This is a genomic window from Fodinibius roseus, assembly GCF_900129315.1.
Lineage (GTDB): Bacteria > Bacteroidota > Rhodothermia > Balneolales > Balneolaceae > Fodinibius > Fodinibius roseus.
On the sequence record NZ_FQUS01000006.1, the window covers coordinates 31,463 to 47,267 of the forward strand.

8 protein-coding genes are annotated in these 15,805 nt (G+C 53.0%); 5 read left to right on the forward strand and 3 right to left on the reverse strand.

Annotated elements, in window-relative coordinates:
- Nucleotides 1-93 precede the first annotated feature (93 nt).
- The 5 genes from BUB16_RS06880 to BUB16_RS06900 all read left to right on the forward strand — a co-directional run bounded on the left by BUB16_RS06880 (nt 94) and on the right by BUB16_RS06900 (nt 6,776).
- Complete coding sequence (locus BUB16_RS06880; RefSeq protein WP_073061319.1) at nt 94-1,167, forward strand: MBL fold metallo-hydrolase; 1,074 nt, start codon at nt 94-96, stop codon at nt 1,165-1,167.
- A gap of 281 nt (nt 1,168-1,448) precedes the next feature.
- On the forward strand, nt 1,449-3,494 hold the full coding sequence (dnaX, locus tag BUB16_RS06885; RefSeq protein ID WP_073061321.1) for a DNA polymerase III subunit gamma/tau: 2,046 nt from the start codon (nt 1,449-1,451) through the stop codon (nt 3,492-3,494).
- Between the two features lie 236 nt (nt 3,495-3,730).
- A complete protein-coding gene (locus BUB16_RS06890) occupies nt 3,731-4,075 on the forward strand; it encodes a YbaB/EbfC family nucleoid-associated protein (RefSeq protein ID WP_073061324.1) in 345 nt (114 codons plus the stop codon).
- A gap of 78 nt (nt 4,076-4,153) precedes the next feature.
- On the forward strand, nt 4,154-4,762 hold the full coding sequence (recR, locus tag BUB16_RS06895; protein ID WP_073061327.1) for a recombination mediator RecR: 609 nt from the start codon (nt 4,154-4,156) through the stop codon (nt 4,760-4,762).
- A gap of 112 nt (nt 4,763-4,874) precedes the next feature.
- Nucleotides 4,875-6,776: a M1 family metallopeptidase gene (locus tag BUB16_RS06900; RefSeq protein ID WP_073061330.1), complete on the forward strand. Its 1,902-nt coding sequence runs from the start codon at nt 4,875-4,877 to the stop codon at nt 6,774-6,776.
- Between the two features lie 122 nt (nt 6,777-6,898).
- Here BUB16_RS06900 and BUB16_RS06905 read toward each other — a convergent pair whose 3' ends face one another.
- The 3 genes from BUB16_RS06905 to BUB16_RS06915 form a co-directional block, all read right to left on the reverse strand.
- The gene (locus BUB16_RS06905; RefSeq protein ID WP_084088097.1) at nt 6,899-10,270 is read right to left on the reverse strand and encodes a VCBS repeat-containing protein; all 3,372 of its coding nucleotides are present in this window, start codon (nt 10,268-10,270) and stop codon (nt 6,899-6,901) included.
- 371 nt (nt 10,271-10,641) lie between these two features.
- Nucleotides 10,642-12,132, reverse strand: a complete 1,491-nt coding sequence (locus tag BUB16_RS06910; protein WP_084088098.1) for a RagB/SusD family nutrient uptake outer membrane protein — start codon at nt 12,130-12,132, stop codon at nt 10,642-10,644.
- A 35-nt stretch (nt 12,133-12,167) separates the two neighbouring features.
- Nucleotides 12,168-15,644, reverse strand: a complete 3,477-nt coding sequence (locus BUB16_RS06915) for a SusC/RagA family TonB-linked outer membrane protein (protein WP_084088099.1) — start codon at nt 15,642-15,644, stop codon at nt 12,168-12,170.
- Nucleotides 15,645-15,805 lie beyond the last annotated feature (161 nt).

Here is a 15,805-nt window from a genome sequence, read left to right on the forward strand (position 1 = left end):
CTCTTAATCTGAAAGATATCGCTTCCTCAAAATAAACGATACTGTTCCGATCGATGTTTTCAACCCTGTTATAAAGAAACGAGAAACCGTCACATGTACTTCTGGCCCCTGGTAACCACACTACTGTCCCTCGGAATCGCCCTCATTGTCGTGGACAAATTAATTTCGGCTCCAAGATATAAAGAAGGGGCATCCGACCATTTTAACGGGAAAAAGTTTGTCAATCCCAATACCCTTGATGCGCATCATTACGGGGACGTGTTAAAGTGGTGGTTTTCGGGAAATGACAAAGGTTTGTGGCACAAACTAACCGAAGAAGACCTGACCGCTGCCCCGAAACCGGACCCGGCGGTGCACCGCAAGGAGCTGCATGTGACCTTCATTAATCACGCCACGTTCCTGCTTCAGTTTGACGGACTGAATATTCTTACCGACCCGATCTGGAGCCATCGCGCCAGTCCCTACCAGTGGATCGGCCCCCGGCGCATGCGTCCCCCGGGACTCAAATTCGATGACCTTCCCTCCATCGACACGGTACTCATCAGCCATAATCACTACGACCATTTGGACCTGCAAACCGTGAGGGACCTTCACCGGGTGCACAATCCCACCTTTGTGGTTCCGCTCGGCGTCGAACAGTTTCTGCATGAGCACCATATTGATAATACGGTGCAGCTGGACTGGTGGCACGAGAGGCGTCTCCATGAGAGGCTTGCACTGACCGCCGTACCGGCCCGCCATTTTTCGGGCCGCGGCCTGTTCGATCGCAACAAAACCCTGTGGTGCGGGTACGTACTGCACACGCGGCTGGGGAATATCTACTTTGCAGGGGACACGGGATATGGTGATTTTTTCCGGGAAATCGGACGGGAATACGGTCCCATGCACACCTCTTTCATCCCCATCGGCGCCTATAAACCCCGCTGGTTTATGGAATCCATCCACCTGTCCCCCGAAGAAGCGGTCGTGGCCCACCGCGATGTGCAGTCCGAACAGAGCTTCGCCATGCATTTCGGTACGTTCCCGATGGCCGATGACGGAATGTTTGAAGCAACCCGTGCCCTCAAACAGGAACTACGGGGAGATCCGTTGCTTCAGCAGGAGTTTCGTATTCCCATCGAGGGGGATCGCCATATCATCCCCGCTTCAAAAGAGGCGAACTCCTGAGGAATAGAAAGGATGAAGACGCCCCGTCGACGAATATCCCCCTGCCTTTCCAGAATGCTATGACAATATCAAGTGCAGAGTGGATTCCTCTGGCGGTCGATCCGGGAGGTGTGGTGTAGTCCGGGCGGTCTGTCTCGTCGGTATGGCATATTTGGGATGAGAAAGGCAAACCCGCATGCGGGGAAACCAAATCATAAAATTTACACACGCAATTGGCCATCATTTTTTGTAAATTTATGCGTTGTTTACGTAAGTAACTTCCAGCTCAACAAGCGCCTCCAATGTCTGATAATTACCGAGCCCTAACCCGCACATACCGGCCCGTCTCATTCGATGATATCGTATCGCAGGAGCATGTCAGCAGCACGCTGAAAAATGCCATCAGCCAGAACCGGCTGGCCCATGCATATATGTTCTGCGGTCCGCGCGGGGTGGGCAAAACATCCATGGCACGCGTGCTGGCCCGCACTGTCAACCAGATTGACCGGGAAGTCGACGGCGAGTCACTGAACAAGACGCTGAATGTGGTTGAGATCGATGCCGCCTCGAACAACAGTGTGGATGATATTCGCGACCTGCGGGAGCGCGTACGCATTCCGCCCCAGAACGGGCGCTACAAGGTGTACATCATCGATGAGGTGCACATGCTCAGCAAGCAGGCCTTCAATGCCCTGCTGAAAACGCTGGAAGAACCCCCCGATCATATCATTTTTATTTTTGCGACCACGGAGCCCCACAAGGTATTGCCGACGATCCTCTCTCGCGTACAGCGGTTCGACTTCAAACGCATAGGAATTGAAGACATCGTAGCCCGCCTTAAAAAAGTCTGCCGTGATGAACATATCAGCATTGATGAAGAATCGCTTCATGTGATCGCAAAGAAAGCAGACGGGGCGTTGCGTGACGCATTGGGACTGCTGGACCAGGCCATTGCGTTTTGCGGCAATGACATTCAGCACGAAGAACTCCTCCGGGCGCTGAATGTGGTGAGTACGGAGCGGATGTTCGATTTCATGAAGACGGTAGAGCAGCAGGATGCGGGGCGGGGGCTTGAACTCATTGACGACCTGCTGCATGAGGGCTATGATATCCAGGAATACCTGGTGGGACTTACCGAGCATATCCGGAATCTCTATGTCGCCCGAAAATCGGAAAAGATGCACCTGGTGGAAGCCTCTGCAGAGACCAAAAAGCGGTATAACGTAGCCGCAAAGGCTTTTTCTGAAGATGACCTGATGCGTATGCTCCACCTGGTCAGCGAGGCCCAGTATAAAATCAAGGAGGCTCAACAGCCGAAAATACAGTTTGAAATCACCCTGCTGAAGCTGATCCATATGGAGCGCAGCCAGAATCTGAATACGCTCATCTCCGAACTCCGGCAATTAAAAAAAAAGCTCCGTAACCAGCCGCGGTCAGACCTGATGTCAGTATCCCCGGGACAGGGGACCAGCGGCCGGGACGGGGCCCAAAACGGGACGGCAGAGACCGCAGATAACCAATCGCCTGCGGCTGAAGAAGGCGGGCAAAAGGAAGAGAAGGGGAACAGGCGAGAGCAAGAGGATACAGATTCGGATGCGGAGGTTGATGTTGATCCTGAACCGGAGGCCGATATTGATGCGGAGGCGGAACCCGAACATACATCCGGACCGGCGCCCAAAACCGGTCCGGCCCAAAAAAGCGCCGGCAAACAGTCTTCGGGGACGGAACCAGATCACTCTCCGGCCCCGGACCCAGCTTCTTCTTCACCGCCCACGCCCGATTCTTCGGCGGAGCCGGCACATATACAAAAGGAATCCTCCAGCTCCCGCCCGGACCGTTCGTCCCCCGCAGATAGCTTCGACCGCATCTTTGATGATACCTCACTGGGCGAGCAAACGCCTTCTGGTGAATCATCTGCAACACCCGATACCGAGGCAGCTGCTCCGCCCGCTCCCAGGCGCGCGCCCGGCGATGTGACCCTCGATGAGGTCGGTAAGCAGTGGGAGGATTTTATTGAGCATCTCCGGAAGGAAGTTCCCCAGATGCTTTACTTTCAGATGCAGCGCGTAGAGCCCGTCAGCTTGGAAAAGGGGACCCTCCTGCTGCGCTGCAACGACGACTTTGCCAAAAAAATCGTCGACGAAAACAGCCGTCAGCTGGGTAAAATTTTAGAACAACAGATCGATGCTTTCCTCCATATTGACTGCCGGGTACAAAGGAACAACGACAACGCTCAGCAATCTGAAAGTCCCTATGAACGATTTAAGAAGCTCCAGGAACGCGACCCGACCATAAAAACGTTGGTAGATCTCTTCGGAGCGGAGCTCGATTACAACCTGAACCAATAAAAGAGGGCTTTGAAAACCAGCGGTTTTATTCAATATCAACCCCTGAGCGATATAAAAACCGCAGTGTATATACAGGCAATACATGATGAGAATTTTAAAATCGCAAAAAAGTATAAACTGTGTAAAACAACAGTTTTTTCAGAGATTTTAAAATTAATAAATCGATAATCACACAGAATGAACGGAACGGTTACCCGTTCTGTACACATGAACCTTAATACAAATGGAGTATCATTATGAATAATAATATGGCTGATATGTTCGGCAAGTTTTCCGAATTGCAATCAAAAGTGGAAGAAGCAAAACAGGAACTCGCCAAGCTGGAAGTGGAAGCCGAAGCCGGCGGGGGCATGGTCAAAGTGCGCGCCAACGGTGAACGCAAAATTCTCGGCATCGAGCTGGATAAAGAAGTGATCGATCCCGACGATGCGGAGATGCTGGAAGACCTGGTGGTCGCCGGCGTCAACAAAGCGCTGGATAAAGCGGAAGAAGCGGCGCAGCAGCGCATGCAGGATACCTATAAAGATATGATGCCCGGCGGCGGCATTCCCGGCATGGACCTCAGCAAACTGGGACTTTAAAATGGTCGAAAGTTGCACGTATAAAGTATAAAGTTTGAACAACTTTTAACCTGTAACTTTCAACATCTAAGCAAAAGCATGAAAGGAACTTCTGAAATACTTGAGCAGGCGATCGAACAGCTGGCCAGGCTTCCTGGGACGGGACGCAAGTCGGCGCGGCGTATCGCTCTCTACCTGCTCAAACAAAATGATGAGTCGGTGGTAAAACTTGCCGACGCGCTGGTTGCTCTCAAAAAATCGATCACCCGGTGCGAAACCTGCGGGGTCATCAGCGACGGAGATCCCTGCTCTATCTGCAGCAACCCGAAGCGGGAGACCGGGCAAATTTGCGTCGTTGAAGAATCGCAGGATGTCTTCCTCATCGAAAAGACCAACGAATTCCGGGGACGCTACCACGTGCTGGGCGGCGTCATCTCTCCTCTCGATAATATCGGTCCCGATGACGTGCGGATCAAACAGCTGATGCAGCGCGTCAACGACGAAGAGGAATCGATAGAAGAGATCATCCTGGCGTTGAATCCCGACTCCGAAGGTGAGGCTACGGCCTACTATATCAATAAATTGCTCAAACCCTTTGACGGGGTTAAAGTCACCCGCATCGCCTACGGCATCCCGATGGGTACAGAGCTCGAATTTATCGACGAGGCTACCCTGAGCCGCGCTTTCGCCAGCCGGAATACTTTTTAATTAGGAATTGGGAATTGAGAAACCCCTTATTTCATCCTGTTATTTGAAAATTACCCGGATTAGCTGCTTGATTTTAACTGCTAATCGCATATTACTCTAATATCTGTTGCTTATGAAGACAAGGCTACTGCTTTCTATAATTATTTTATCTTTTTGTACCCTCGACACCTCCGGCCAGGGACGAGATTACTGGCAGCAGGAAGTGGACTACGAGATAGACATTGAGGTAGATGCCCCCAACCATCAGTTTACGGGCTACCAAAGGGTGGACTATACGAACCACTCCCCCGACACGCTTGAGCGGGTTTTTTACCATCTCTATTTCAATGCCTTCCAGCCGGGCAGCATGATGGATGTCCGCTCGCGAACCATCGAAGATCCCGACAGCCGGGTAGGCGACCGCATTTCGCAGCTGCCGGACGATGAGATCGGCTATCATCATATCAACAGCCTGGAGCAAGGGGGAGAGCCGGTCGACTACAGCGTCGACGGCACCATCCTCGACGTTAAACTCAACGAGCCTATTCTCCCTGGCGAAACCGTCACGTTCGCGATGGAGTTCGACAGCCAGGTGCCCCGCCAGATACGGCGATCCGGGTGGAAGAACAAAGAGGGGGTGGAGTTTTCGATGAGCCAGTGGTACCCTAAAGTATCGGAGTACGACGAGGATGGCTGGCATCCGAATCCGTATATCGGACGCGAGTTCTACGGCGTCTTCGGCAGTTTTGATGTGAAAATTACGATCGACAGCTCCTATGTGATGGGGGCGACGGGACACCTGCAGAATGCGGATGAAATCGGCCACGGCTATGCGGAAACGTATGAGCGTCCCAATACCCGCAAACTGACCTGGCACTGGCAGGCCGACAACGTACATGACTTTATGTGGGGGGCGGACCCGGATTTTACCCACAGGACGGCGCAGGTGCCCGGTGGACCTAACCTGCACTTTCTGTACCAGGCGGATACGGTGGCGGTCAATGCGAATCGCTATTCCCAGGCCGAGCTGCGTAAAAACTGGGAGCAGCTGCCGGAATACACGTCGGAGGCTTTTCAGTTCATGAGCAAACATTTTGGCAAGTACCCTTACGACAAGTTTACGGTCATTCAGGGCGGGGACGGCGGCATGGAGTACCCGATGGCGACACTGATTACCGGAAACCGTTCGCTGGGCAGCCTCGTCGGCGTGACGGTCCACGAGCTGGTCCACAGCTGGTACCACGGGGTACTGGCTACCAACGAAAGCCGCTACCCCTGGATGGACGAAGGGTTCACCACCTATACCTCCTCCCTGACGATGGATCATCTCTTTAACAACGGACGGAGCGAAAATCCCCATGAAAGTTCCTACCAATCCTATTTCAGGATGCACAAAAGCGGTCGTTTTGAAGCTCTTGATACGCACGCCGACCATTTTGAAACCAACACGGCCTACGGGACCGCCTCCTATTCCACGGGTGCGGTCTTCCTGAACCAGCTGCGCTATATTGTGGGTACCGAAACCTTCACCCGCGGGATGAAGCGGTATTTTGACAGCTGGAAGTTCAAGCATCCCGACGGACGTGATTTTCTCCGTGTCATGGAAAAGGAATCGGATATGGTGCTGGACTGGTATTACCAATACTTCATCGAATCAACCAAAACCATTGATTACGGTATCGAATCGGTGCTCGGAAACGGGACCTCCACCTTCGTTACCCTGGAGCGGGTGGGACTGACCCCGATGCCGATCGACCTGATGGTGGAATATAATGACGGGACCCGGGAGCTTTTCTATATCCCCCTGCGTATTATGCGGGGCGAGAAGGAGGAGGAACTTCCGGATATCCCCCGAACGATACAGTCCGACTGGCCCTGGGTAAACCCCACCTATACGGTAGCAATCTCCGGTCCTGCGTCCGACATCAAACGCATTGAAATAGATCCCTCGAAGAGGCTGGCTGATATTAACCGTGACAATAACCTTATATTAATGGAGGAGCGCATGAAGGAAGCAACGGAAGAAGCTCCCTGAGCCTTTTCTGGTGGTCTTGTATCTTTACTTGACGGGCTTGCGAAGATAACACGCCGGCCTCTGAATCCCTCCCGATGCTCTTAGCCGCCCCATCTCCTTTACTATATAGCCACACGGCGGCTTCAGGGCTGCCGGATGGTACTTTTAAACACCTGGAGCTCACCGTCATTATTGACGACCAGGATATACCTGCCCCTGCGGGTATGCATCATCGCTAACGACCGGGCATTATACGGGGCCACAAAACCGCTCTTGAAGGGAGAAACCGGATTGAAATGCCCCTCGCCATCTCCAAGGAGAATCAGACCATTCCCGGCGTCACTTCTGGTTATTTCGGGATTAGGATGGTAGAGGTTACCGGCTGTGATGATATCCGGATGGTCATCCCCGTTGATATCCGAAACCAGGATATCATGGACGGGAGAAAGCTGTGCTTCATTCGGCAGCGACTTCATGGCAAATTGACCGTCCCCCCGGTTCATCAGCACCGACGTGGCAAAATAATTGGCCTGCCTGTGCCCGGCTTCCCCTACTTTTTGTTCCCCGAACATATCGGCAAGGCTGGATTCGCCATATGCTTCAAAAGAGGGGATGCGGCGGGTCATACCCCGGAATTGTCGTTCCATACTGTGCATCCCGTGCAGGGGTTCATACCGGCCGTCCTTCCCAACTGCTGTTATGGCCTCCCGGCGACCGTTGTCGTCAAAATCATGGTCCAGCAGGTGAATCGAACCCCGGCCCGGGGCACTATACTCGATATTGCAGCCCAAATTTCCAACCACAAAGTCCATGTCACCGTCCCCGTCGAGATCCGCTTTTCGGATGCTCTGCCACCAGCCGGACTGCTCATCCAGTCCCAGGCCGGCCGTCACATTCTGAAATTCGCCGCCGTTGTTTTCAAAAAAACTCACCGGCATCCAGATACCGGTTACAACCAGATCAAGGGTGCCATCCCCATTAAAATCTACCCATTCCGCATCGGTTACAAGACCGGGCTCCACCAGCCCCGGGGCAGCCTCAGCGGTAACATCCGTGAAGCCGCTTCCCTCATTCCGCAGGATATAGCTCTTTGCCGGGGAAGGGTATCGCCCGGGCACATGCCTGCCGGCCACAAACAGATCCCGGTCGCCGTCGCCGTCGTAGTCAGCCGCCTTCACCGCCGACCCGCTGGTATACATATCCGGGAGCATATTATCCGTTTTCACAAACCGGCCGTCCCCGCTGTTTAAATAGAGCCGGTCCTGCAGCCGGTCGGACGCGGGCGAGTAGCTGTTCCCCCCGCTGACCACATACAGGTCCATCGCCCCATCCCCATTGGCATCAAAAAAAAGGGCGCCGGTGTCTTCCCGCGAAGCGTCTTCCTGCCAGGGCTGCTCATGGTCGGACTGCCTGAAGGTGCCGTCCGGCTGCTGGATAAACAGCCGCCCGGCCTCTCCCGCCGCGCCGCCCAGAAACAGGTCACGCCGCCCGTTATTATGAACATCTCCCGTCGCCGCGCCCGGGCCCAGCCTCGAGAGCATGCGGGGCAGCAGGGGTTCGTTGTTAAAATCAACATACTGGTTTTCCCTGTGCCGGTAGTCGATACCGAGGTCATCCACTTCTGCAAAAAATTGCGCCTGTCCAGGCGGTGTTCCCGGCCGGGAAGCGTCCCGGCTGTTCTCATGGCGAAGGGTAATATCCCGGTCGGCTTCGAGATCGGTAAGCAGCTGGTAACGTCCGTCCGGCCACCGTACTTCCAGCGAGTCGACCCGGTCGGCTTCCCCGAGGCCGAACTGCATCCGGGTAGCTTCGGTGGTGGACTGATATCCCCGGTAGGGCCAAAAAGCGGCGGACTGGGTTTCTCCCCCGGCCGTCACCGACACCCGGGCTCCGATCCCGAAGGTATTCAGCGAATCCCCACGCAGCTCGATGCCCAGGTAATGAAACGGGTTAAGCGTGTCTGCCCGGTTCGCGTAGATTCCGGCCCCGGCATTCATATTATTTACGACAAGATCCAGATCGCCGTCGTTGTCCAGATCTGCATGGGCGGCTCCATAGGAGAACGAGGGCTCCCTGAACCCCCATTTAACCGAAACATCCGTAAAGGTAAGATCGCGGTTATTTTTAAAAAAGTAGTTGGGGGACTCATATCCCTCCAGTTCATCCAGCATTTCGTATACTTTTTGCTCCCGGGTACTGTCGCTGCCGAACATGGTGGACTGATTGAGCGCAATGAGATAATCATAATCATTTGCGGCTTTGGGATAGCCGTTGGTAATCATAATATCGTCCCACCCGTCATTATCGTAATCTCCGAACAGGCTCGCCCAGCTCCAGCCGGTTGCAGCAACGCCGGACAGCTGTCCTATTTCACTAAAAACAACGTTATTATTCCGGTCTGTTCCATTGCTCAGCTGCAGCGTATTCTGGGTATATTGCCGCTGATATCCCTGCTGTTGCTGCCGCTGCATATAATCGTAACTGACCGCGCCCGTGACCCGCTTTTGATCTTTGAGCAGGGGGGGAAGCATATCCACCTGCAGGATATCAGGCCAACCGTCGTTGTTTACGTCCCCGATATCCGCCCCCATGCCCGCGTAGCTGGTATGCTTGAAATAATCTGCGGCCCGGTCGGTAAACGTACCGTCCCCGTTATTGATATACAGCAGATCATCAGGCTGCACGTCGTTGGATACATAGATATCCGGGTATCCGTCGCGGTTGATATCCGTCACCGCCAGTCCCAGGCTGTAGCCTTCCCTGAGAATACCGGCCTGGCGGGAAACGTCCGCAAAAGTGCCATTGCCATTATTACGGTACAGCGCATCGGTACTTTCAGAGGTGCCGTCATTGATCTCAGGGCGCAAACCGGAGCGGTTGTCCCTCGAAAACGTCCCGGGAAAATTATTAATCAGGTAGACATCCAAGTCGCCGTCCAGGTCGTAATCAACGAAGGCCGCATGCGTGGTAAATCCCGGGTCCGCCAGCCCGTATTCGCCGGCTTTCTCGGTGAACGTCTCATCGCCGTTATTAATAAACAGGAGGTTTTCTCTTTCTCCGGGTGCCCTGTCAGCGGGACCCGAAACAGAGACGTAGATATCCAGGTAGCCGTCATGGTTGATATCGACCATGCTTACGCCCCCGGCCCAGCCGGACGTGGTGGTCCCCGAAGATTCGGTAATATCTTCAAATTCAAAATTACCCTTGTTGAGATACAGGCGGCTGCTGACCATATTCCCGGACAGGTACAGGTCCGGCAGCCCGTCGTTGTTGATATCCCCTGCGGCTACGCCCCCGCCGTTATAGAGATACGGAAAATCATTCACGTTGAAAGAGCGGCCGGAGGTAATCTTGTTGGAGAAAGTGACCCCGGTGCGGCCCGGGGGAAATTTTTCAAAGAGGGGCGCTTCCTGCTCATCCCCATCCCCGGATGTTCCACAGCCCGAAAGAAGACCCATGCACAGAAAAGTTCCCAGAACTAAAAGCTTATGGTTATTTCGTATCGCCAGTTTCATCTAATAAATGTTCGCTTCATGTTCTCACCTCTCTCCCTTTGCCTTTGCAGCTTGAACAAAATCACTGATTTTTCAAAGATTCTAAGTTTAAAAACAGATAATTATAAATCCAGATAATGTTTTCACACTAAAAAGTGGCATCAGCCAGCTCGTATGGGGCAGCCTTCGGTTGCCTCTGAATAATACCGGATTATCCCGAAAATAAAGAAAGCGCATGCAGGCTGGTTAACCTGACATGCACTCTCTCCTATAATTTAATAATATAATACCAGCCATCCCCTATAGCAATTAGATCACGCAACGCGTAATTTATTAATATGTATTAGCATGGAGATAGTCAGCCGGGTATTCCCGGTGCAACGTTATTAATATTAATACCCCGGATTTTGATCATCCTGACTGATCTCGGTATTCGCGTTAATTTCTTCCTGGGGAACGGGAAATACTTCGTGCTTTCCATTTTGGAAAGTCCCCAGTTCTTCGGCGGCCAATCCCCATCGCACGAGGTCAAAAAACCGGGTCTGCTCGCCGGACAATTCAACGCGGCGCTCATGAATCAGAAAATCCATGGCCTCCGATGGGTCTGTCGTTACCCGGTCCGGCAGAATAGCACCGGAGGGATCGGCCCGCCGGCGCACCTGGTTGATGTAATCGACCCCGTCGGCCACGGCTCCCTGTTGTATCCTGGCCTCCGCCATCATCAGCAGCACATCGGCATAGCGGATGACATCCATATTGGCATCCGATTCGCTCTGTTCGGCCTCATCGGTTTTCTGGTATTTTTTCCAGGCCCACCCATCCTCTTCAAAGGGATAGGGCTCGCCCTGGTAGGTACTGTTCGGGCCGAAGTAAAAAGCCTCCAGCCGCGGGTCGTCGTCTTCATACGCTTCAATCAAATCAGTTGCCGGAACCGCATTGTAAAAGGCAAAGCCGTTGACCCCGTATTCCTGGGGACGTATGGAGGTTTCATTTAATCCCGTGCCATCCGTTTCCCAGCCGAAGCCGGTGCCGGCGGCAAACTGAACCTCAAACACCGCTTCATCGTTGTTATCCACTTCCGGAGCGTGATTCGACCGCATAGCGGCCACCGGATCGCCGCCGAATTCCTCCGCGCTGATCAGGTGGTATACCTCCGAGTCAATCACGGCCTGGAACTGCGTTTCGGCCTCACTCCACTCTTCCTGGTATAAATGCGCTTTACCCAGCAGCGCCCGGGCTGCTCCCGAGGTTGCCCTACCCACATCTGCATCACTGTATTCCCCTTTCCGGGGGAGCACCTGGTATGCGGCTTCCAGGTCGTTTTCTACCTGGGTCCATATTTCTTCTGCAGAGGAGCGGGGCAGATGAATCTCGTCGAGATTGTCAGCAGTGCGCAGCGGCCCGCCGCCATAAATCGCATTGATATAAAAATAACCGAGTCCCCGCAGAAAATGCGCCTCTGCGACCACCCGGTCTCTCAGACCGGCATCCATCTCTTCCATTTCAGAGACATTCAGGATCGTGGAATTGGCCTTGGAAATCATATCATACAAATTGCTCCAGGGGGTCGTGATATGCGTGTTGCCGGACGAAGTATAGGTATGATTCAGCAGCTGCAGGGGCGGTCCCTGCGTGTTGGCCGTAGTCCCCACCTCCTCGCCGGCAAAGTCCAGCAAAAAGAAGATACTTCGTCCCCATAATCCATGCGCCTGCAGCATCGCATAAGCGGAATTAACCGAGGCCACCGCGTCGTCGGCGGTCTGGTAAAATGACTCCGAGTTGACATTATTCTGGTTGGTCGTCTCTAAAAAACTATCGGTACAGCTGACATACAGTACAGCTGTCATGCTTAACGAAAGTATGATCGGTATTAGTCGCTTCATAATAATGGGTATCTTTGAGTATAAATTTTCCTTTCCTAAAATCCCAGTTGTACGCCCAGCAGAAATGCCCGGGGCTGCGGGTATACAAACCGGTCTATGCCGGCATCGCGGGCGGTACCGGTAGACAAGGATCCGATTTCGGGCTCTAATCCGCTGTACCCGGTGAACGTCAGGAGATTGCGCGCTTTGGCATAGAGCCGGAAACGGCTTGCACCGATCCGGTTTACGAAGGGCTGGTTAAAGGTATAGCCTATGGTCAGTGCTTTTATCCGCAGGTAAGAACCATCTTCTACATACCGGTCGGAACTCCAGGAGATATTCGAATTCGGATCATTGGGATTTGCTCTTGGGATATCCGTCGATCTGTTATCGGGCGTCCACCGATCCAGGGCTGCCGTTCCCTGGTTAAAGTTCTGGCGCAAGTCCTGCAGCCATTTCGTCGCGCCATTGTAGATGTCATTGCCGTAGTTCCCCTGCAAAAACAGATTGAAGTCAACGTTTTTATAGGACAGGTCGGCCGTAAATCCATACGTAAAATCGGGAATGGGATTTCCGATGATCGTTTTATCCTCTTCATTGAGCACCCCGTCTCCATTCAGATCCTTAAACCGGATATCGCCGGGAGCGGTATACTCGCTGGCTGTTACCTCGCTGCGGCCTCCATCCGGATCCTGGTTCTGGGTGGCGTGATTGTATACTTCATCCCAGTCCTGAAACAGTCCGTCCGTTACATAGCCGTAAAACTGTCCCACGGGCTCCCCGACCCGGGTAATTGATACATCCTGAAGGTCGTCGGAGACATCCGCGTCTTCCGGAATTATTTCCAGGTCATCATTGGGTCCCAGGCTGGTAACCTCGTTATTGATGGTCGTGAAGTTCCCTGAAAGGTTGAGGTTCAGATCTCCGAACGTCTGCTGATAGGCCAGCGAAAATTCGATCCCGCTGTTTTCAACCGTCCCCGCGTTAATAAAAGGAGCATTCAGCCCGACCGAAGCCGGCACCTGGGCAGGCCAGAGCAGGTCTTCGGTACGGCGGTTATAATAGTCCATATCCAGCGTCAGCAAATCATCATACAAACCGAGTTCCAATCCTATATCGGTCTGAACGGAGGTTTCCCAGCTGATGTCACGATTGGCCATGTCCTGCTGGCCGATGCCCTGCGTATTTTCTCCTCCGAACACATAGTAGTAGTTGGTGCTCAAATTTACTATCGTGGGATAGTTGGAAAGCACCGACTGGTTGCCCAGCTCTCCATAACCGGCCCGGATTTTCAGGTTGCTGATAACATCCGAGTCCGCCATAAAAGGTTCTTCGCTTACCCTCCAGCCTACCGACACGGACGGAAAAATACCTACCGGATCCGTGCTGTTGAACAGTTTGGAAGACTCATCGCGGCGGATATTGGCCGTCAGCAGGTACTTATTGTCGTACGAATAGGTTACCCGTCCGAACAACGAGCGCAGGGTATTTTCCTGGGTTTCGCTGTCAACGCTTAACTGGGCGGAAGCGGCCCCCAGCGACTGTACATTCGGGGGAAGATCCACCCCGCTGCCATTTACAAAATCAAAAGTAAAAGACTGGGCTGAAAACCCTGCCAGCACGCTGAAATCGTGCTCTCCAATGGTGTTTTCATAGGTCAGTGTCTGTTCAACCAGCGGGTTAATATTTTGATTGCGGGTTCTGTCCAGCGACGAGCGTACGGTTAATCTCCGGGTATTTTCATAGACATCATTATATACGATCTGATCGGAATACCTGAAATCCAGCCCGGCCTGCAGTTTATAGGTAAAATTGTTCAGGAAGGTGACTTCTCCATAGACCGAACTCACGACTGAATAGCGTTCGATGGTGTCGTCCACCAGATGTGCGGTAGCAATGGGATTGGAGGCATCCTGTCCGTCAGCGGTAACGGGCCAGCCGAATCCTCCCAAAAAGGAATCATCGTAGACGGGCACCGTCGGAGCCTGTTTCATCGCATGCTCCAGCGACCGGCGTCCCCCGCTTTCGTCATTCTGGCCGATATCGCTTTTACTCAGCAGTACGGATCCGCCGAAATCAATATTGTCATTCATGGAAAACTGGTAATTCCCGCGGACCGTATAGCGCTGGAACTCGCTTCCGACCATGGTCCCTTCCTCATCGAAGTACCCTAATCCCACACTGTAGGTGGAATTTTCTCCCCCGCCGGAAATATCCAGATTATAGTTTTGCAGCGGGGCCGCCCGGAACAGCTCCTCCTGCCAGTCCGTATTATGCGGGGGACGTTCCCCGTTTTCAAAGTTAGCGGGCAGATCCCCGCTGTTGGGGCCGGACCGCAGGTCTCTGATATAATCCGCATATTGGTCGGCGTTCAGCACATCATATGATTCTGTTTGTGCCTGGCTTCCATAGGACGCCTCAAAATTCACCTGCACGGGCCCGCTGCTCCCTCTTTTAGTTGTGATGAGTACTACACCGCCGGAGGCACGGGACCCGTAAATAGCGGCCGCGGAGGCGTCTTTCAGAATATCTATCGATTCGATATCACTGGGGTTCAGGCTGTTCAGTACGCCGGTGCCGAGCTGGCTGCCCGGATCTTCCTGGATGGGCACCCCGTCAATGACATAGAGAGGGGATTCGGAGTTGATGGTACCGATGCCCCGCACGTTGACACTGATGCCTCCGCCGGGTTTACCGCCCCCCGTCTGCACCACTTGTACTCCTGAGACCCGCCCCTGCAGCGATTGCTCAATGGAACTCTGTCCCGATACATTAATATCGTCGGCCTGTATACTGCTTACCGATCCGGTAATGCTTCCGCGCGTCTGGGTACCATAACCCACAACCACCATCTCATCCATAGCCATGGCCGCGGGCTGTAGTGCGAAGTCTATGGCCAGTGTTTCCTGACCCTCTGCAATTGTTATCTCGCGTGTACTTGCCTGGTAGCCGATAAACGTGGCCCTGACCGTATAATCACCCGGTTCCAGGCCGGTGATCGTGTACCGGCCTTCTTCGTCGGAAGAAGCCCCCATGGTCGTGCCGTCAACAGAGACATTGGCGCCGGGAAGCACTTCCCCGGTTTCACTGTCGGTGACCGTGCCCGTCAGCACCGTTTGTAGCCGTGCATCTTCCGCTACTTTTTCTTTCAAAATTATATACCCCCCCGTTAAAGGAATGTAGTCGAGAGACGAATGTTTAAACAGCGTGGATAACACCTCGCCAAGAGAAACATCCTCCAGGCTTACTGAATGTATTTTCTGCTCGCTAATGACGTGTTCCAGGTATGAAAATGAAACAGATGCCTGCTTTTCCAGACTGTCCAGTACCTCTTTTAAATCCGCATCCCGAACGCTGATACTTACTTGTTCAGACATAAAAGCCGGCAGAACAATTTCATGCCCGGAATCACTAATATTCGTCTCAGCCAGCAGATGCCGTCTATTCTCCTGAGCTACCGCCCCTGCCTGTAGAAACAAACCTATACAAACAAGCAACAGCGTTATGTTTCTGTATTGTCCCTTTTTTTTCATAATTCCTCCTTTTATAAATTTATTCAGATAAATTATTGACACTTGTTAAAAATCAGCTTCTCAACAGTACAAAAATTTTGACCCCAAGCTGAAAATTTTACATTGTAATGCCACCTATCCCAAAAATCATGCAGCCAGAGAACCTGTCAGGTCGCTATTTT

Excerpts from the sequence above, each read along its gene's own strand:
- recR (WP_073061327.1), top strand. The coding sequence starts at position 4,154 with ATGAAAGGAACTTCTGAAATACTTGAGCAGGCGATCGAACAGCTGGCC.
- BUB16_RS06910 (WP_084088098.1), bottom strand. The coding sequence starts at position 12,132 with ATGAAGCGACTAATACCGATCATACTTTCGTTAAGCATGACAGCTGTA.
- BUB16_RS06900 (WP_073061330.1), top strand. The coding sequence starts at position 4,875 with ATGAAGACAAGGCTACTGCTTTCTATAATTATTTTATCTTTTTGTACC.
- BUB16_RS06915 (WP_084088099.1), bottom strand. The coding sequence starts at position 15,644 with ATGAAAAAAAAGGGACAATACAGAAACATAACGCTGTTGCTTGTTTGT.
- BUB16_RS06880 (WP_073061319.1), top strand. The coding sequence starts at position 94 with ATGTACTTCTGGCCCCTGGTAACCACACTACTGTCCCTCGGAATCGCC.
- BUB16_RS06905 (WP_084088097.1), bottom strand. The coding sequence starts at position 10,270 with ATGAAACTGGCGATACGAAATAACCATAAGCTTTTAGTTCTGGGAACT.
- BUB16_RS06890 (WP_073061324.1), top strand. The coding sequence starts at position 3,731 with ATGAATAATAATATGGCTGATATGTTCGGCAAGTTTTCCGAATTGCAA.
- dnaX (WP_073061321.1), top strand. The coding sequence starts at position 1,449 with ATGTCTGATAATTACCGAGCCCTAACCCGCACATACCGGCCCGTCTCA.